Source organism: Marinobacter sp. LM1 (assembly GCF_042763285.1).
GTDB lineage: Bacteria > Pseudomonadota > Gammaproteobacteria > Pseudomonadales > Oleiphilaceae > Marinobacter > Marinobacter nauticus.
This window is the reverse complement of sequence record NZ_CP114373.1, coordinates 2,588,006-2,606,517: the sequence shown is the minus strand read 5'-3', so window position 1 is coordinate 2,606,517 and position 18,512 is coordinate 2,588,006. Positions and strand designations below refer to the sequence as shown.

At 58.2% G+C, this 18,512-nt stretch carries 15 protein-coding genes; 9 read left to right on the top strand and 6 right to left on the bottom strand.

Annotation, left to right across the window (positions count from 1 at the left end; all coding sequences use genetic code 11):
* Window positions 1–68: 68 nt before the first annotated feature.
* Complete coding sequence (locus OZ656_RS12230) at window positions 69–314, top strand: GNAT family N-acetyltransferase (protein ID WP_379945214.1); 246 nt, start codon at window positions 69–71, stop codon at window positions 312–314.
* A 933-nt stretch (window positions 315–1,247) separates the two neighbouring features.
* Here OZ656_RS12230 and OZ656_RS12225 read toward each other — a convergent pair.
* A complete protein-coding gene (locus tag OZ656_RS12225) occupies window positions 1,248–2,207 on the bottom strand; it encodes a cupin domain-containing protein (RefSeq protein ID WP_379944533.1) in 960 nt (319 codons plus the stop codon).
* Between the two features lie 139 nt (window positions 2,208–2,346).
* On the opposite strand from OZ656_RS12225, the gene OZ656_RS12220 reads away from it, so the two are divergent.
* From OZ656_RS12220 to OZ656_RS12200, 5 genes are all read left to right on the top strand, one after another.
* Window positions 2,347–3,165, top strand: a complete 819-nt coding sequence (locus tag OZ656_RS12220; RefSeq protein ID WP_379944532.1) for an NAD(P)H-binding protein — start codon at window positions 2,347–2,349, stop codon at window positions 3,163–3,165.
* Window positions 3,166–3,316: 151 nt separating this feature from the next.
* Window positions 3,317–4,018: a response regulator transcription factor gene (locus OZ656_RS12215; RefSeq protein WP_014421837.1), complete on the top strand. Its 702-nt coding sequence runs from the start codon at window positions 3,317–3,319 to the stop codon at window positions 4,016–4,018.
* A gap of 2 nt (window positions 4,019–4,020) precedes the next feature.
* Window positions 4,021–5,487, top strand: a complete 1,467-nt coding sequence (locus OZ656_RS12210; RefSeq protein WP_379944531.1) for an ATP-binding protein — start codon at window positions 4,021–4,023, stop codon at window positions 5,485–5,487.
* Between the two features lie 96 nt (window positions 5,488–5,583).
* On the top strand, window positions 5,584–6,777 hold the full coding sequence (gene msrB, locus OZ656_RS12205; RefSeq protein WP_286896954.1) for a peptide-methionine (R)-S-oxide reductase MsrB: 1,194 nt from the start codon (window positions 5,584–5,586) through the stop codon (window positions 6,775–6,777).
* Between the two features lie 151 nt (window positions 6,778–6,928).
* Window positions 6,929–7,615 carry a PEP-CTERM sorting domain-containing protein gene (locus tag OZ656_RS12200; protein WP_011784521.1) on the top strand — a complete coding sequence of 229 codons (687 nt, stop codon included), beginning with the start codon at window positions 6,929–6,931 and terminating at the stop codon, window positions 7,613–7,615.
* 61 nt (window positions 7,616–7,676) lie between these two features.
* Here the strand turns inward: OZ656_RS12200 and OZ656_RS12195 are convergent, their stop codons facing one another.
* Genes OZ656_RS12195 through OZ656_RS12185 form a run of 3 tightly spaced genes read right to left on the bottom strand, consistent with a single transcriptional unit; the run spans window position 7,677 to window position 12,030 of the window.
* Entirely contained in the window at window positions 7,677–8,885 is a 1,209-nt protein-coding gene (locus OZ656_RS12195) for an efflux RND transporter periplasmic adaptor subunit (RefSeq protein ID WP_011784522.1), read from the bottom strand.
* Window positions 8,886–8,912: 27 nt separating this feature from the next.
* Window positions 8,913–11,288 (bottom strand): ABC transporter permease, encoded by a 2,376-nt coding sequence (locus OZ656_RS12190; RefSeq protein WP_011784523.1) that lies wholly within the window; start codon window positions 11,286–11,288, stop codon window positions 8,913–8,915.
* Window positions 11,289–11,292: 4 nt separating this feature from the next.
* A complete protein-coding gene (locus OZ656_RS12185; protein WP_011784524.1) occupies window positions 11,293–12,030 on the bottom strand; it encodes an ABC transporter ATP-binding protein in 738 nt (245 codons plus the stop codon).
* A 146-nt stretch (window positions 12,031–12,176) separates the two neighbouring features.
* Here OZ656_RS12185 and yghU point away from each other — a divergent pair, with 146 nt between their 5' ends.
* From yghU to OZ656_RS12170, 3 genes are read left to right on the top strand one after another with little or no spacing between them, the layout of a single operon-like run.
* The gene (gene yghU, locus OZ656_RS12180) at window positions 12,177–13,049 is read left to right on the top strand and encodes a glutathione-dependent disulfide-bond oxidoreductase (RefSeq protein ID WP_011784525.1); all 873 of its coding nucleotides are present in this window, start codon (window positions 12,177–12,179) and stop codon (window positions 13,047–13,049) included.
* A 16-nt stretch (window positions 13,050–13,065) separates the two neighbouring features.
* Window positions 13,066–15,471 carry a Lon protease family protein gene (locus OZ656_RS12175; RefSeq protein ID WP_041656229.1) on the top strand — a complete coding sequence of 802 codons (2,406 nt, stop codon included), beginning with the start codon at window positions 13,066–13,068 and terminating at the stop codon, window positions 15,469–15,471.
* Window positions 15,446–16,321 (top strand): universal stress protein, encoded by an 876-nt coding sequence (locus OZ656_RS12170; protein ID WP_236078964.1) that lies wholly within the window; start codon window positions 15,446–15,448, stop codon window positions 16,319–16,321. The genes OZ656_RS12175 and OZ656_RS12170 overlap by 26 nt, the downstream gene beginning before the upstream one ends.
* A gap of 27 nt (window positions 16,322–16,348) precedes the next feature.
* Here the strand turns inward: OZ656_RS12170 and ftsH are convergent, their stop codons facing one another.
* On the bottom strand, window positions 16,349–18,250 hold the full coding sequence (ftsH, locus tag OZ656_RS12165) for an ATP-dependent zinc metalloprotease FtsH (RefSeq protein ID WP_011784527.1): 1,902 nt from the start codon (window positions 18,248–18,250) through the stop codon (window positions 16,349–16,351).
* Window positions 18,247–18,495 carry a YkoF family thiamine/hydroxymethylpyrimidine-binding protein gene (locus tag OZ656_RS12160; RefSeq protein ID WP_011784528.1) on the bottom strand — a complete coding sequence of 83 codons (249 nt, stop codon included), beginning with the start codon at window positions 18,493–18,495 and terminating at the stop codon, window positions 18,247–18,249. The genes ftsH and OZ656_RS12160 overlap by 4 nt, the downstream gene beginning before the upstream one ends.
* Between the last annotated feature and the right edge of the window lie 17 nt (window positions 18,496–18,512).

The window sequence follows — 18,512 nt, the reverse complement described above, 5'->3', positions numbered from 1 at the left end:
TGTGCAGTTGACGATGACCGTATTATCGCTGATTTTGAGACTTATTCAGAGCCTCCCTAGGTTATCGGCTGGCGCGCAGGTTCTGGCACCAGGGGTATGCCACAGAAGCTGTAAAAGGTGTTCTCCAGTATGCTTTCGATCAAACACACCGCGAGTCGGTAATTGTTATTATCGAGCCGGAGCACACAGCCTCTGTTAGGGTGACGGAGAAGGTTGGGTTCAGAGATTATACGATTCGAGAATTCCATGCCCGAGCTGTGCGGGTATATCGAATGACGTGCGACGACTGGGCATTGCATAACAAGTTGTCGTAGATCGTTTCAAGCCTGGCGGCCCTGCACCGGATACACTGCGCTCCGTAGTCGCCACTGAACCAAGGCGTTAAATATCAGCTGAATATGGGTCGCATACGGAAGTTTCTTCATGACGCTGGAAGGCTAAAGCCCTACTATCGATTCTGTTCAAATGTAGCTTCGGGTTCGGGAATAGTGATCGGTATTGGCCTATGGTACTTCACTTTGGTTCCGCTCTTGGCGACCTCGTTTGAGATTGATGTCGCTGAAGCAGCACAACCCGGCGATCCGACCGCATTCTTTGCGGTCACAATGGTTTTGCTATTGGTCGTGGCAATGATCATTTGCGTCCAGGGAGTCTTTTTGGCTCTGGTGTTACTTGGTCGCTTGAGGTTTGCTGATGTGATGTCGGTAATCTGGCGTTTGCGTTACCCTCGGAGTTGGGTCAATTATTAACAAGCCGCGTCACTCGAACGGCAGTGGTGGGCGATAGCTTCGTTAAAGATATTAAGCCCGCAATGTGGTTAGGTCTTAAGGCTATCTGGTTGACCCAGGAAAATGCACCTCGGGGAACTGAGGTTCGGGTCTTCAGGAGCTTGCGAGACTTGTGCATGTAACCAGGTTGATGGCTACGATGCCGGCATCACGTTGATCTGGAATGCGGCCCTTTGGTTCCTATGCCACAAACTCTACGCACTAACTGGATGATGAACGTGACTAAAACTCTGTATTTACTGCTGGTGTGTGTCTTGGTTGCTGGCTGTAGCAGCAAAGCCGTGTATGACAATGTGCAGCGAAACAACCGACAGGAATGTGTCAGTGTGCCACCCCCTCAGTATGATGAGTGCATCCAACGTTCCAGTAAGTCATACGAAGAGTACGAGAGGGATCGGTCTGAGGTACTCAAGTCTGAACCATAGAGCCGTGGGCGGGAAAGTCGGGCTCATTATGTGATTACCTTTCGCAGCCTTTCCGCCGCAGTGGTGGCGCCCCGAAAACCCGCTTGTAAGCCCTCGAAAACGCCGCTTCGGATTGGTACCCCAGCTCTTCAGCCAGCTCGGTCAGTGTCACGGGTGATTGACCAATTCTAAGACGCGCCAGGTTCATCCTCCATTCGGTCAGGTACTGTTTTACTGAAGTGCCTATCACCTCGGTAAACCGGGCGGAAAACCCGGAGCGGGACATGCCCGCGTGCCTGGCCAGCCGGCTGACTGTCCAGTCAGCCTCAGGATGTGCGTGTATGGCCGCCAGAGCCTTGCCCAGTTTCGGATCTTTCAGCGCGCCCAGCCAGCCTTTGCTGGCTTCCGCGCTGGAGTTGATCCAGTGTCGTATGGCCTGAATCACGATGATATCTGCCAGGTGGGCCATCACCGTGACCCCGCCGGGTGATAGTGCGCGGGCTTCCTGCTCCATCAGTTGTATCAGCGTTGTAAGCTGGGCGGGCAGGGCGCCATCGTCGCCTTTTATGTGAATGCACTGTGGCAGTTCACGAATGAGCTTCTGAGCCGCAATCTGGTCGAAGCCAAGCACGCCGCAGGTCAGTCGGGTTTCTTCTTCGCCCGTGCGCTGTTCTTCCGTGCCGGCCCCGCCATAGCGCATGAACTCAAAGCGGTCTGTCAGCCGGGTGACGGGAATATCAAAAAAGGGCTCGCACGGCTGATTGTTACTATGGGAGATACAGTGGCCTTTCCCTTTGGGTACCAGCGCCATGTCGCCCGTTTTAAGGAGCAGGCTATCTTGGTCTTTGAAACGCAACCAGCAGCTTCCCTGGGTGACGATGTGAAACATCATTTTGCCCCCGAGCGGCGGCATCTCCATGCCCCACGGGCTAATCAGTTCGGCAGTCGCGTAGACGGTACCATCCATGCGAAGTGAACACAGCGTCTCGCCGAGTGGATCGGAGGTTGTCGGCATGCGCCGCTCAAGTTCAGGGATCATTGTTTCTCACGGGTTTTGGACGATCTGCAAAATATAGTAGATAGAAAAGCATTAAGCATCAGTTTTTGTCCTCGTAAACTGGAACCTTCAGTGATCGTTTAACGAGGACCAAACCATGACATCAGAAGTCATCGCTGTTGTTGGCGCCACCGGTAAGACCGGTTCCAGGGTATTGGCAAAACTGGGTGAGATGGGGCTGGAGGCGCGCGGCCTGTCACGCTCTTCTCCCATCCCCTTTGATTGGGCAGACCGCAGTACCTGGGCCGCGGCACTTCAGGGAGTGCGTGCTGCCTACGTTACGTATTTCCCGGATCTCGCGGTGCCGGCGGCGGAAACGGATGTGCGTGCCTTTGTGGCGGAAGCTAAACAGCAGGGTGTGGCGCACCTGGTATTGATGTCGGGGCGTGGAGAGGCGGGTGCACGGCGGGCAGAACAGGTACTGGAAAGCAGCGGGTTGGACTGGAACGTGGTTCGCGCCAGCTGGTTTATGCAGAACTTCAGTGAAAGCTTTATGCTGCAGGGCCTGCAGGCGGGTGAGCTGGTGCTCCCCAGGCCCAACGCCAGGGAACCATTCATCGATGTGGATGACCTGTCCAGTGTGGCGGTAGCGGCGCTGACCAATCCCGCATTGAAAAACCAGGTATTGGAAGTTACCGGTCCGGAGCTGCTCTCGTTCGAGGAGTGTGTGCATGCGATTGCTGCGGCCACTGGCCGTGAGATCCGGTTTACGCCGTTACCGGTGGAGGCCTATCTGGATGGCGCCAGGGCGCTGGGTATGGCAGACGACATGGCGTGGCTGATCAACGAACTGTTTGTGAACATTCTTGATGGCCGCAATGAAAGCACCACTCAAACGGTTGAAGAAGTGCTGGGGCGGCCTGCGCGCCGGTTCAGAGACTATGTCACTGACGTTGTGCCTACGGGGGTGTGGTGATTGGGTGATCGCTTGCTTGAGGTTCGATATTGTCTGTGTCCGGAGTTTATGAAGAAGTTTATGGTTTTGTGAACTTTCCACGATAGACTCAGAGGACTGACGATAATACTGGATTGACAGCCAGTGTTGACCGAAAGGAGCCCTCAGCTGCATGCCGCGCACGGTATTGATAATCGAAGACAATCCCGGTATCGGCGAACTGGTCCGCATGCAGGTATCCGACCTGGGCATGACTGCGGTTCTTCGGGACCGGGGCGACAGCGGCCTGGCGCGTTTCCGGGACGGTGGTATTGACCTGGTGATTCTGGACCTCATGCTTCCGGGCCTGGATGGCCTGGCGGTGTGCCGGGAAATACGCTCCAGTGCGGGTTATGTGCCGGTGCTCATGCTGACCGCCAAGAGCACCGAGCTGGACAGGGTGCTGGGGCTGGAAATGGGGGCGGATGACTACCTCACCAAGCCTTTCAGCGTGGCGGAACTGTCCGCTCGCATCAAAGCTCTGTTCCGGCGCGTGGACGCGCTCTCCCGGAAGAGCTCAGCCGAAGACGATGTGGCGGAGATTGAGGCGGACGGGCTGCGGATTGATCCGGTTCGGCGCCGGGTGTTCCTGGAGTGCCGCGAGCTCGATCTGACCGCCCGTGAGTTCGATCTTCTGTGGCACTTTGCTTCCCATCGTGGCCGGGTTTTCAGCCGGGCCCAATTGCTGGATGCCGTCTGGGGGTACAATCACGACGGCTACGAGCACACCGTAAACACCCATATCAACCGCCTGCGTAACAAGATTGAGCCCGATCCGGCCGAACCGCGTTACGTTCAGACGGTCTGGGGCGTGGGCTATCGGTTTATGGATTAACCATGGGCCTTTCCGTGCTTCGAACCCTGTATGCGAGGCTGGCCATTGGTCTGTTCCTGCTGCTGTTGGTGGTGGGCGGGCTATTCACTTTGCTGAGTCTGGCCTCGGTCAGGGAGTATTCGGCTGCCGTTAACCAGCAACTGAACCGGAATCTGGCGCAGAATCTGGTCTCTGACCGAAACCTGGTCACCGATGGCCAGTTGAATCGGGATGCCCTGAAGCAGCTGTTCGAGCTGTATATGACGATCAATCCCAGCCTTGAGATTTACCTGTTGGATACCGACGGGGCCATTCTTGCCTATTCCGCCGATCCGGACCGAATCAAGCGCAATCGGGTATCCCTCGAACCAATCCAGACACTGCTCGAAAACCCGGACGCCTATCCTCTGCCGGGGGACGACCCTCGTAGTCACGATCGGCGAAAAGTGTTCTCTGTAACCCCTGTTCCCTCGGCAATCGACCCTGCCGGCTACCTTTATGTGGTTCTGAGGGGTGAAGAATTCGACCTCGCGGAGAGCATGGTTCACAGCAACCGGTTGTTGCAGATGGGCGCAGGCGCCCTGGCGGTGAGCCTGCTCGTGGGGCTCCTGGCCGGGTTGGTGTTCTTCCGAATGTTAACGCGGCGGCTGTCCCGGCTGACTGAACGGGTGGAGTCGTTTGAACGGGAATTGTCCTCGGAACAAAGCCCTCCACTGGCCGAGAAGGGCGACGACATTGATTACCTGGCCTCTCGGTTTGATCTCATGGCGCGCCGCATTGTGGCGCAGCTGGACCTCCTGAAGCACAAAGACGCCCAGCGTCGACAGCTGGTTGCTCAGGTGTCTCACGATCTTCGAACACCGCTGGCGTCAATTCAGGGCTACCTGGAAGCGCTGCGGATGAAGCATGAGACCCTGGAAGCTGAGGAGCGAGGCCGGTTCCTGGCGGTGGCCCTGTCAGAAACACACCGGTTGGGCAGGCAGGTTGAGGAGTTGTTCGAACTGGCCGCCCTGGATGCCCGTGAAAAACAGCCGGATATCGAGCCGTTTGTCATGGCTGAGTTGCTCTACGACGTCGTTCAGAAGCATAGGCCTGCGGCAGAACGAGCTGGTGTTGAACTCACCATTTCGGCGACAGAGACCGAGAGCGTGCTGGCGGATATCGCGATGACAGAGCGGGTTCTGGACAATCTCATCAGCAATGCCATCGCCCATTCTCCGCGGAATACAAGAGTCATACTCACGATGTCAGTACGGGATGGTGGAGCAGAGATCACTGTTGCTGATGCTGGGCCTGGCATCCGCCAAGAAGACCTTGGCCAGGTGTTTGACCCCTTCTACCAGGCCGCCGGAGCCGAACGCACCGGGCATGCCGGCCTGGGACTTGCGATCGCCCAGCGCTTGGTCGTCCTGCAGCATGGCAGGCTCTCAGCGCACAATGCGAACGGTGCTGTCTTTACCCTCTGGCTACCGTTAGCTTCCTCCAGCTAGCTTTCCGCTGCGTTATAGATTTGTGATAGTTGCTGAACGTTTTTGTGAATTCAGATCGCTAGGCTGCGATTATGGATTCAAGCGAGGAGAAGTGTCATGAAACGCAAAGTTATAGGCCTGTTTTCCGCCCTGGCGCTGGTCTCCGCCGCCGGTCTTTTTGCGGCACAGGTGGCAGCAGAGCGAGTGGATAGTGCAGGTAATGCCTACGCACCGGATGATCCGGATCTGGCCGTGGCGACCTTTGCTGGCGGCTGTTTCTGGTGCGTGGAAGCCGGCTACGAAAAGATTCCTGGTGTTGTCGAGGCAGTGTCTGGCTACGCTGGTGGAGAAGAAAAAAGTCCGACCTATAAACAGGTCTCTTCCGGGCGTACAGGCCACACTGAAGCCGTCCAGGTATATTACGACCCGGACAAAATGACCTATGAAGGCTTGCTGGCCGGCCTCTGGCGAATGATGAATCCGACCGACCTGGAGGGCCAGTTCGTTGACCGTGGTCGGCAGTACCGGCCCACCATTTTTTACCACAACGAGGAGCAGAAGCGCCTCGCAGAGGCGGCAAAGCAGGCGCTGGAGGCTTCCGGCGTCTATGACAAACCGGTGGTGATCCCCATTGAGCCGCTCAAGAGATTCTATCCGGCGGAGGAATACCACCAGGACTACTACAAGAAGAATCCGGTCCGCTACAAGTTCTATACCTTCAATTCGGGGCGTTATCAGTTTATTGAAGAGGTCTATGGCGAGGATTATGAGCTGGACTTCTCGCGCTATCAGCCCAATACCGGAGTCAATGACTCGATGCCTGCGGAGGCCGATCCGACAGAAGCGGCGGCAAGCGGGGGTTTTAACCCCGAACGTTTTCAAAAACCGGATGACAAGACTCTTCGGCAGCGTTTGACGGAAATGCAGTATGAGGTCACGCAGGAGGATGGTACTGAACCCGCCTTCAACAATACCTACTGGGACAACACCAGGGCGGGGCTTTATGTGGATGTCGTTTCCGGTGAGCCGCTGTTCTCCTCACGGGATAAGTACAAGTCCGGTACCGGCTGGCCTAGCTTCACTCGCCCGATTACGCCAGAGGCAGTGGTAGAACGTGAGGACAAGTCGTTTTTCATGACCCGGACGGAGATTCGCAGTGCCCATGCTGATTCTCATCTGGGCCATGTCTTTGACGATGGTCCGGCGCCGACGGGATTGCGCTATTGTATGAATTCCGCAGCCATGAAGTTCATCCCGCTGGAGCAAATGGAAGCCGCGGGGTATGGCAAATGGATCGACGCTGTCGAGTAAGATTGCGCGATAATAGCGTCGGAATAATTTACATAACTGGCTTTCTGTTCTAATAAAGGTGTTTTATATCAATAAGATATAAATAGGCACGCTATGTGCTTCCTTGCTGGCAACGTCATTATCTCTGGAAGAACCAAATAAGGAAGTACAGATGAACAAGTTGGGCAAAGCGCTTTCTGTTGTTGTAGTGTCCGGGCTCGCTAGCGTTGCCAACGCGGGTGTTATTGAAACCGTATCTGGCTGGAATGGCTCCAGCGAAATAGCCGCCTTCGGTGAATCTAACAGTGCTACGTACGGACAAACCTTCAAGGTGGGCGGTTCTGAAACCCAGCTGGATAGCTGGACGTTCTTCCTGAACGACAGAGTGAACCCCGATTACGTGGACTTTGCTTTCTATGTAATGGACTGGGATGCTGCCACCACCCGCGCGACCGGCTCCGTGCTTTTCCAGAGTGCCGCTGTGTCCTCAACCAACAACGGTGGTCTTGATGGTATGGAAGAGTTTACCTTCAACACCGGCGGGTTGAATCTTGTCGGGGGTAACGACTACATCGCGTTTATCAGTTCGACCGGCTTGTTCGATGGCCAGACTGGTACCGCCTATGCAGGCTCCCTGCGTGACGAGTCTGCCTATCTGGACGGTGGCTTTTTCTGGCAGAACAACGGCAATAGTGCCGGTACCTGGGATACCCAGAGCTGGAGTTCCGGGTCGAACTACGGCGACCTGGCGTTTTCAGCCTCCTTCTCGTCCGCCGCGAAAGTGCCTGAGCCAGCCAGCCTTCTTTTGCTCGGCCTTGGTCTGGCTGGGCTGGGCTTCTCGCGCAGAACGAAAGCCTGATCCCATTGAAGACGGACGCCGGCACACTATGTGCCGGCTTCGTTCCATTCAGGGGGTTGCGTTAACGCACCCGGACCTGATCGCCGTCTTCCAGGCCACGGCCGGGGTGCCGGACCACCCGAACGCCCTCCTGCAGTCCCTGCGTTACCTGGGTCATTAAACCGTTGGATGGTCCTGTCGTGACTGTCTGGTGTCTAGCCGTTTCGCTCTCAACCATGAAAACCGCAGAAGCGCCGTTGTATTCGAAGATAGCTGAGGTGGGTACCTGCAAGGTGTCTTCGCTTTGCCACAGGATAAAGTCAGCGTCCACCCGGTAGCCGTCTCCCAGCTGTCGCCACTGCTCCCGTGGGCTGACCATATCGGCAATAACCTGAACCCGTTGTTCTTCCACGCCCAGAGCGGATACATCCTCAAACCCGATAGGCTCGATACGACGAACCGTTGCTTCCAGTACCGGCCCGCCCCAGCCACTCAGTCGCACGCCAAGGCCGGGTTCCAGTTTGACGGCATCAAAACTCAAGACCTCGACCACCACTTCCAGAGCGCCAGGGTCTCCGACCTCCAGTATCGGCTCGCCGGCCTGGATGACGCCCTCGCTCTGGCGAACCAGAGCCAGAACCGCGCCGTTAACCGGAGAGCGCACGGCGACCCGCTCGGCAGGTTTCTGACCATTGGAGGACGCGGTTGAAATCTGCAGCCGGGTTTGAGCGGCGGCCAGTTCATGGGCGGCCACCTCTTCATCAAAGCGGGCGGAACGCAGGATTGCCTGTGCCCGGGCTGCCGTGGATTTCGCCTGTTGTAACTGTTCGGTGGAGACAAAGCGGGATTCTTCCAGAGCGAGCAGGCGCTGGTATTCATTCTGAGCGAACTCAGCATCAGCCTCCGCCGCCTGAACCTTTTGCTGGATGGATTGAAGTGCTGCCTGGGCGGCGGCTGCCCGAGCCTCGGCTTCGGCGCGGGTCCGGGCGTCCAGGATGCTGGCGGGCGTCGGGTCCACAAACGTCAGTAGCTCCCCGGGAATCACCGCGTCGCCTACGTCCAGCTGAACCCGGTGAATATAGCCGGCCACAGGGGAGGAAATCAGATAGCGATCTTTGACCCGGGTTTTGCCCTCTTCAAGAATGGTCACTTCCATGGGGCCGCGCTCGACGGGGGCAAGGTCAACCCAAACGGGCTCTGGCCGCAGGATAAGCGCGAAGACGATGGCGGCTACTGAGGCCATCAAAAGCCAGAAGGCCCATTTTCCTTTTGAGATGCGTTGTGTCGCCATGTTGGGTCCCATGTGAGTGTGTGTGCATTATTCCCGGGTTTTCAGAACCGCGACAAGGTCCAGTTTACGAAGTCGCCACCAGGTGATGAAGCCGGAAATCAATGCCGACAAAATGACCACGTTGGCCGCCAATGCCAGGGTTTGGCCGGTCAGGACCAGGGGAACGCGATAGAGTTCGGTCTGCATCGCGGTAACCACAAAACTTGCCAATCCAAAACCAACCGCCCAACCCAGAGGAATTCCCAGTAACAGCAGTATGGCCAGTTCTCCGAGCAGAATGTGGGCGACTTCGTTGTGGCTGTACCCCAGTACTCTCAAGCTCGCCAGGTCTCGCCCTCGTTCGGCCAGGGAAATCCGCGCGGTATTGTAGATCACACCAAAAGCAATAATGCCGCCGAGCAGGCTGATGATGAAGGTGTAGGTCAGGAAGGTGCGCGCGAGAGTCTCGAAGAAGCTGTCGAGCATTGCCTGTCGCAGATTGGTGGCCATCACTCCCGGCGTATCCCGGAGTTCCTGGTAGACGGTGTTGGTTTGCTCCGGCGCCAGATTCATCAGCATCTGGTTCACTCTCGGGCCTTCACGCAGCGCCTTGTTCATGGCGGTCAGATTCATGTAGGCGCCCACACCGAGGAACTCGCTGGTAACGCCAGCCACCGTGAGGTCCAGTTCCGGGCGTCGGCCTTCCAGCACTCGCACCCGAACTGTGTCTCCGGTCTCAACATTCAGGGCCTTGGCCAGAAAGTCGGTTACCAACAGGCCGGCAGAAGGAATGGCCACGTTCTCCAGATCCTGGTTAACCACAAATTGCAGTTTGGCGTCCCGGGGCAAGCCGGTGAGCACCGTGCGCCATCTGCGGTGTTCGTTAACCAGCTCTACGGTAACGGCCCGGCGTCCTTCGACGTAACGCACACCGGATTGGCGCGCCATTCCGTAAAGTGCGGTCGGGTTGACCGGGTCGGTGAGTGTGGCGGTCAGGTCCTGCTTCTGCACCCGGGCGAATTGGGTGTGCACCATCAGCGAAACAGAGCTGAACTGAAAATTGCCCACCACCACGATGGCCGTGGCCATGGCAATGCCAAATACCGAGAGGGCGGTTCGGCCTGGCTTGCGGGCGAGCTGCCTGACGATCATGCGTGAAGGCTGATGAAAGCGCACCCAGCCCAGCAGCCGTTCGGTAATGGTAATCCGGTATCGGGCGGGGCTCTCGGGCTGCATGGCTTCCGCCGGGGGCAGGGCGGCCGCAGCGCGGATGGAGCGCCAGCCGCCGAGCAGTGCAACTGCCATGCTGATCAGGGCCAGTAACGCCAGCCACCAGGGATTGATTCGGAACAGTAGCGAAGGGAAGCGGTAGTAATCCATATACAGCTCTCCCAACCGATGCCCCAGCCAGAGGCCACTGGCGCAGCCGATGGCAAGCCCGGTAAACGCAATGGCCAGCACCAGTTGGCTATAGTGCCAGCCGATCTGGCCATTGCTGTAGCCGAAGGCTTTGAGAATGGCGACGATTTCCCTCTGGGTACTGATCAGGCGTGTCACCACCACATTGAGCAGAAACATGGCGACGCCCATAAAAATGGACGGAAAGATAATCGCCATGGCCTTCAGCTGCTCGAGCTCGTCACTGAGAAAACGGTGTGAGAACTGGTCAGCCCGGGCGAACGCACCGGTACTGCCGTAGCGCGCCAGCAACCGGTCCAGTGGGTCGATCACATCTTCCACAGGATGCCGCGGGTCGATCTGCAGCACCAGACTGTTGAAGGCACCCCGCATGTCCATGGCGGCGGCCAGTGCTTCCTGATTCAGCCAGAGCACGCCAAAGCGCTGATAATCCGGAAGCATGCCCCCCGGAGGTATCACGTAGATGAATTCCGGCGACTCGACAATGCCCACGATTTTCAGGGTTTGTTGTCGGCCATTGATGATGGCGTTGAAACTGTCGTCCAGAGTGAGCTGGTGCGCATCCGCGAAGCTGCCAATGATTGCGACTTCATTGGCGTGGGTGGCGCTTGGCAGTCGACCTTGCCGGACATACAGCTGGTTTACCTCGGGTTGGCCGGCCGGAGGAACAGACACCAAGTGGGCCGACACAGGTTCATCGTAATCGGGGAGATTGAGCTTTGCGGCGCCTTCCACCCGGCCGCTCAGGCGGGTCACACCCGGTAGCTCGGAAACCGTTTGCAGCACATGGCGGGGGGCCCGTTTTACCGAAACGAAAACATCAGCAAACTGGTGCTCCTGATAGTACTGATCCCGGGTGGCTGTCAGGGAGGAGTAATTGACCAGAGACATCAGGCAAACCGCGATCCCGCCCGCAATCACCAGCGCGATCGCCAGCAACTGGCCGCGCATCTGCCAGATTTCCCGTCGCAGTTTGGTGTGCAGTACGCTCGGCCCGAAAATCATGGCATCACCAGCTCAGGGTGTTCGGGTCCTGGCGTTCTGAGTTGCGGTGCTCACCGCTGATCACGCCATCCGAAAGGGTGATCACTCTGTCCGCCATGTTCGCGATTGAAGCATTGTGGGTGATGATCACCGTGGTGGTGCCGGTTTCCCGGTTGGCCCGTTCCAATGCCGCGAGGACCAGAATACCGGTGGCCGAGTCCAGGGCTCCGGTAGGCTCATCGCACAGCAGCACCCGGGGTCGCTTGGATATGGCTCTGGCAATGGCCACTCTTTGTTGCTCGCCACCGGAAAGCTGAGCCGGAAAATGGTCCAGGCGACTGGCCAGGCCCACCATGTCCAGGGCTTCTTCCGGCGCCATGGGGTCACGGGCAATCTCGGTCACGGCGATGACGTTTTCGCGGGCGGTCAGGCTGGGGATGAGGTTGTAAAACTGAAACACGAACCCGACATAATCCCGGCGATAGCGGGTAAGCTCCCGGTCTGAGGCGCCGGCCAGATCGATGTCCTGATAACGAACTTCGCCGGTAGTGGGCACATCCAGTCCGCCCAGAATGTTCAGAAGCGTGGATTTGCCTGAGCCTGAGGCGCCAAGCATTACTACCAGCTCCCCCGGATAAAGGCTGATATCGACCCCCCGCAGGGCATGCACTTCCACATCGCCCTGACGGTAGGTTTTGGTCAGGCCTTTCGTTTGAAAGACAGGAGCGGTCCGGTCGGCGTGACACGCCATGGCAGGTTCCATTGCAGTCCAGTTGATCCAGAGCCGAGTATAGCCCAATACCGATGACCGATTATTGATCCCGCGCAGACGTATTCCACGTGCGTACCCGTGCCGGATTCGGTTACAGTCATGCCACTAACCCTGTAAAGCCAATGGGAGAAAACGGAATGAGTGACCCAACTTACACACCTCCGAAAGTCTGGAAATGGGATCCGAACAACGGCGGCAAGTTCTCTAACATCAACCGCCCCATCGCCGGCCCTACCCATGAAAAAGAGCTGCCGGTGGGGGAGCATCCGTTCCAGCTTTATTCCCTGGCAACGCCCAACGGTGTCAAGGCAACGGTCATGTTTGAGGAGCTGCTGGAAAAAGGCATCAAGGAGGCGGAATACGATGCCTGGCTGATTCGCATCACCGAAGGGGATCAGTTCAGCAGCGGGTTCGTGAAGGTGAATCCCAACTCCAAGATCCCTGCCATGATGGATCGCAGTGTGGACCCGGCCATCCGGGTTTTTGAGTCTGGTTCCATTCTGTTCTACCTGGCGGAGAAGTTTGATGCATTTCTGCCCAGGGACCCGGCCAAACGCACCGAAACCATGAACTGGCTGTTCTGGCAGATGGGCAGTGCGCCTTTCCTGGGAGGCGGCTTTGGTCACTTTTATGCCTACGCGCCAGAAAAGTACGAGTACCCCATCAACCGCTACACTATGGAAGTGAAGCGCCAGTTGGACGTGCTCGATCGTCAGCTGGCGGATAACCAGTATATAGCTGGTGATGAATACACCATCGCCGATATGGCCATCTGGCCCTGGTACGGAGCCCTGGTGAAGAACATGGTGTACGAGGCGGCCGAGTTCCTGGAAGCCCACACCTACACCAACGTGGTTCGCTGGACCGACGAGGTGGCCAAACGCCCGGCAGTAAAGCGTGGCCGTATGGTGAACAAGGCCTGGGGCGATTTGGCCTCCCAGCTGCACGAGCGGCACGATGCCAGCGATTTTGACCTGCGCACCCAGGACAAACTGGAAGGCAAGGCTTAAGCCATAAGGAGGACGGATGGCTCTGCCCGACGCACTGACCGAAGCACAGATCTACCATCGGTGCCCGCTGGAGAAACTGGATTTCGAAACCACGGAAAGCCTGGAAGATCTGGCTTTGCCCTTCGGTCAGGACCGGGCACTGCGTGCCCTGGAATTCGGGGCCAGCATGAAGGCCCAGGGGTTTAACCTGTTCGTGTTGGGGCCCTCAGGGGCGGGCAAGCATGAACTGGTACGGCGAGTATTGGCCAGCCATGCCGCGGAAAAGCCGGTGCCTTCGGACTGGTGTCATGTGTTCAATTTTCAGCAGTCAGACAAACCCGGGGCCATCGAGCTGCCGCCGGGGGAAGGTCGCATATTCAGGGCCGATATGAGCGAACTGGCCAACGAGCTGAAGACCACCATACCGGCCACCTTTGAAAGCGAGGAGTACCAGGCCCGAATTCAGGAATTGCAGGAAGAGGTTACCCGGCGCCAGCAGCAAGGCCTGTCTGAGATTCAGGAAGAGGCAAACGCCAACAATATAGCCATGCTCACCACCCCGGCAGGTTTTACCTTTGCGCCCATGCGCAACGGCGAGGTGATCGAGCCTGAGGAATACAAGACCTTCTCCGATGAGGAAAAGGAGTTGGTGGAATCCAAGGTGGAAGATCTGCAGAAAAAGCTGCAGCAGGCCATCCAGCAGGTGCCCCGGTTGCGCAAGGAGGTTCGGGAGCGGGTCCATGCCCTGAATGAGGAAATGGTTCAGCTTACCCTGGGCGGGCCCATGGGTGAGCTGCGCGAGAAGTGGGCCCACGTGCCGGCCGTGGTGGCCCATCTGGACGCCGTGCGTGAGGATGTGGTGGAGCATGCAGAGGCGTTTCAGGATACGGAAAACGGCGCACCGGCAGGGTTGTTGAACCGCTACCGGGTGAACCTGCTGGTAGATAATGCCGAGACCCGTGGGGCCCCCGTCATCTATGAAGATCTTCCCAACCACCAACACCTGGCAGGTCAGATCGAACACCGGGCCCACCAGGGTAACCTGTACACGGATTTCACCCTGATTCGGGCCGGGGCTCTGCATCGGGCCAACGGGGGCTACCTGATCCTCGACGCCCGGCGGGTACTGTCGCAGCCCAAGGCCTGGGAAAGCCTCAAACGCATACTCTTTTCCGGCGAGATCCGCATCGAATCCCTGGAGCGCCTGTATGGCCTCGCCACCACGGTAAGCCAACAACCGGAGCCGATTCCGCTTTCGGTAAAGGTGGTGCTGCTTGGCGACCGGATGCTGTATTACCTGCTGTCCCACTACGATCCGGACTTTCTGGACCTGTTCAAGGTGGAAGCGGATTTTGAAGACGACATGGAGCGGGATGAGGCCAGCTACTTACTCTACGCCCGGATGATTGCCACCATGGCCCGGTCGGCTGGCGTAAGAATCCTGGACAGGGAGGCGGTTGCCAGGTTGATTGAACACGCGAGCCGTCTGGCCAGCGATCAGAACAAGCTGACGGCCCATGATCGTGTACTGAAAGATCTGCTCACCGAGGCGGATCATTGGGCTGGTGTGGCCGACAGCCCACACGTGTGCGCCAGCCATGTGCAGCAGGCCATTGACGAGCGGGACTACCGGGCGAGCCGGGTCCGCGAGCGTAGTCTGGAGCAGATTCGCCGGGGCGTGGTGATGATTGCCACTCAGGGCGAGCAGGTGGGACAGGTGAATGGTCTGTCGGTACTGCAGCTAGGTGCCACCCGCTTTGGACAGCCCACCCGAATTACAGCTACGGCGCGCCCTGGCAAGGGCCAGGTGGTGGATATCGAGCGGGAAGCCAAGCTTGGTGGGCCGATCCACAGCAAGGCGGTGATGATTCTGTCCCGGTTCCTGGCCAATCGTTATGCGCCAATGAATGAGCTGTCACTGTCGGCCAGTCTGGCCTTTGAGCAGTCCTACGGTGGCGTGGAAGGGGATTCTGCCTCGGTGGCGGAAACCTGTGTGTTGTTGTCTGCCATCGCTGGCATTCCGCTCAAGCAATCACTGGCGGTAACCGGTTCCATGAACCAGCATGGTGAGGTGCAGGCAGTGGGCGGCGTCAACGAAAAAATTGAAGGCTTCTTTAATGTCTGCGGGCAGGACGGAGGCGTGAATAGCCAGGGTGCCTTGTTGCCGGCCAGCAATGTGGAGCATCTGATGTTGAATGAATCGGTGCGGGAAGCGGTGCAGGACGGAAGGTTCTCCATTTATCCCGTTACCCATATCGACCAGGCCATTGAGTTGTTGACGGGCCTGGAACCGGGGCAACCGGATGCTGATGGCGTGTTCCCTGAGGGCAGCTTTAACCGTCGCGTGGCAGACAGGCTGGCCGCGTTTGCCGAGGTTGGCAAAAGCAAGGACAAAGACACGGGTCAGGATAATGGCAATGGCGGACACAACGGTCAGTCATAAAACTCCGGAACCAGACCCCGCCGTGGTCCGGCGGATACTGGTGTTGCTGGATGGTTCCAGGCGGAGTCTGGCAGCCCTGGAGGCTGCGGCAGACATTGCACGTGCGCAGCAAGCCGAAGTTCTGGGTATCTTTGTGGAAGAAGTAAACCTGCTGCGTAGTGCCGGTTACGGTTTTGCCCGGGAAGTGGGCCGGAGTTCCGGCGTGGCGAGGCCCATGGATGTCGACGCTCTGGAAGTCCGTATGCAGGCAACTGCAGAGAAGCTTCGCCGTACTCTCGAGCGAACCCTGGCGCCCTGGGGTGTGGCCCAGGCACTGAGATTATGCCGGGGTGAAGTGGTAGAGCAGGTATTGGGGCTGGTACAGCCTGATGATTTGTTGGTGCTCGGCGGGGCTGGCTGGTCCGGTATTTCATCTTTCAAGCTGGGCTCAACCGCGCGGGGCCTGTTGCGGCAGGCGCCGGGAGATGTGCTGTTGTGGCCGGAATCGCGCTCATTACCACCGGGCAGGGTGGTGGTGTTGCTGAACCACGATCAGGGCGCGAATCATCGGGCTGTGCGGGTAGGCGTGGAGCTGGCCAGGCGTGGGCAGCGGGCGCTGACGGTTCTGGTGCGCTCAGAAGCCGCTGATGATCCCGAATTGCTTGGGGAGCTTGCAGCAATGCTTGAAGCCGGGGGCATTGCTGCCCGGGTCAGGTGTTTGCCCAAAGCCGGTGCTGCTGCCATGGCGAGGGCCGTGCGGGAGGAGGGAGCAGCACAGCTGGTGATCAGCCGTCAGTGCAGCCTGTTTGAGCAGCAGGGCGCGGAGTCCCTGCTTTGCCAGCTGAATCTACCGGTCACCATCACGCCCTGAGCAAACCGCTGTTGTGCCGGCAGTTGTTCAGGCGGTCTCCCGGCTGCGAGCTTCCTCCAGCACCTCGGTTATTTCCCCGGCTGACAGGGTTTCCCTTTTCATGACGGCTCTGGCAAGGGCATCCAGTTCCTGCCGGTGTTCGGTCAGGAAGCTCACGGTAAAGGCTTCAAAGGCCAGTAATTGCGACTGGATTTCCGAGTCGATCATTTCCGCGAGTTTTTCGCTGTACTCCCGGGGCGCGCCCATTTCCCGGCCAAGGAACACATGTTCTTCGCCGATGCCCAGGCCCAGCGGGCCGATCTTTTCGCTCATGCCCCACTGGCCGACCATTCGTCTCAATAGTTTGGTGGCTTCTTTCAGGTCATTCTGGGCGCCGGTGCTGACCTCTCCGTAGATGATCTTTTCGGCAGAACGCCCGCCCAGCATCACCTTGATGCGGTCCTCCAGGTAACTTTCGGTGTAATTGTATTTGTCTTCTTTCGGGGTCTGTTCGGTCACTCCCATGGCCATGCCGTGGGGAATAATGGTGATCTTGGTGAGAGGATCTGCCTTGGGCATGTAATAGGCCATAATGGCATGCCCGCATTCGTGGTAGGCCACGGCTTCACGCTCTTCCGGTGTTAACTGGGCGTCCCTTTCCTCACCCAGAATCAGGCGATCGTGGGCCACTTCAAAACAGTGGTTGTTTACCTCAACGAGGTTGTCTCGGGCGGCTGTAAGGGCCGCTTCGTTCACCAGGTTTTTCAGGTCGGCGCCGGAGAAGCCGGTCGTGCGCGCGGCCACCTGCGTCAGGTCCACATCCGCAGCCAGCGGCACCTTGCGCACATGTACCTTCAGAATAGCTTCCCGGGCCTCCCGGTGAGGGCGGTCCAGGGTGATTTTCCGGTCAAACCTGCCCGGGCGCAGCAGAGCGGTGTCCAATACATCCGGGCGGTTGGTGGCGGCCAGCACAAGAACGTTCTCATGGGCCTCGAAACCGTCCATTTCCGTGAGGATCTGGTTCAGGGTCTGTTCGCGCTCGTCGTGGCCGCCCCCCAGGCCAGCTCCCCGTGAGCGTCCGACGGCGTCCAGCTCATCGATAAAGATCAGTGCCGGGGCTTCCTTGCGAGCCGTCTGGAACATGTCCCGAACCCGTGCCGCGCCAACGCCCACGAACATTTCGATAAACTCCGAGGCGCTGATGCTGAAGAAGGGGACTTCCGCCTCGCCGGCAATGGCCCGCGCCAACAGAGTCTTGCCGGTGCCCGGCGGGCCAACCAGGAGAACCCCTTTAGGCATCACGGCTCCCAGACGACGATACTTATCCGGCGACTTCAGGAAGTCGATAATTTCCGAAATGTCCCGTTTTGCGGACTCAATGCCCGCTACATCGTCCAGTGTCGTGGTGGAGGTTTCCCTGCGGGCGCGGCGGGCCCTGGACTTGCCATAGTCAAAGGGGCCGCCGCCCTGAGTCATGCGTTTCTGGGCGGCACCCCAGAACCAGAACATCAGCGCCAATAACAGGATCCAGGGCAGGAAGCCCAGGATCAGCTCCTGCCACCAGGGGCGGCCGGAGCGGGAGCCCCGAACCAGTACTTCCTGTCTTTCCAGTAGTGGTAGTAGCTCCGGGTCTTCCACCTGTGGCCTGAGCGTTATGAAACTGCTCGACGGTGGCCGGCTGTCGTTGGCAAACCGGCTGGCACCGGAATCCGTAAAGCTTCCGCTGATCTCTTCGGTGCGCAGGGTAACTTCGGCAACCTGGCCGCTTATGACGGCCTGTTTGAACTCGGAATAGGCCAGTTCCTGTTGTTGCTGCTGGTTGTTCCCCTGTAGCCACAGGAACATCAGGAAAATGGCCGCGCTCAACCACAGAAACGAGTACTGGTTGGGTATCGTCGGTCCCGGCTGCGGTATCTGGTCCTGCTTTCCGGGTTCGTTGCTGGGTGTCATTTCGGCCTCCGGTCACCCTCCATGATTTTTGCTACAAACACCGATTTGCCGTAGGTCTCGAAAGACCATTTCATGGTGTCTGAGAGCACTTTCATCACTTCGTCATACTCGCCGAAGATCTCGGTACTCATGCGACCAGGGTGGACCTCAAGGCTGGTCTGCTCCAGGCGTGCAATCAGATCCCAGATCGGTTGTTTGTAGTCGTCCTTGAGCGGATAGCAGCTCAGTTGTACGGAAAGATACATCAGTTACCTCCTGTCCG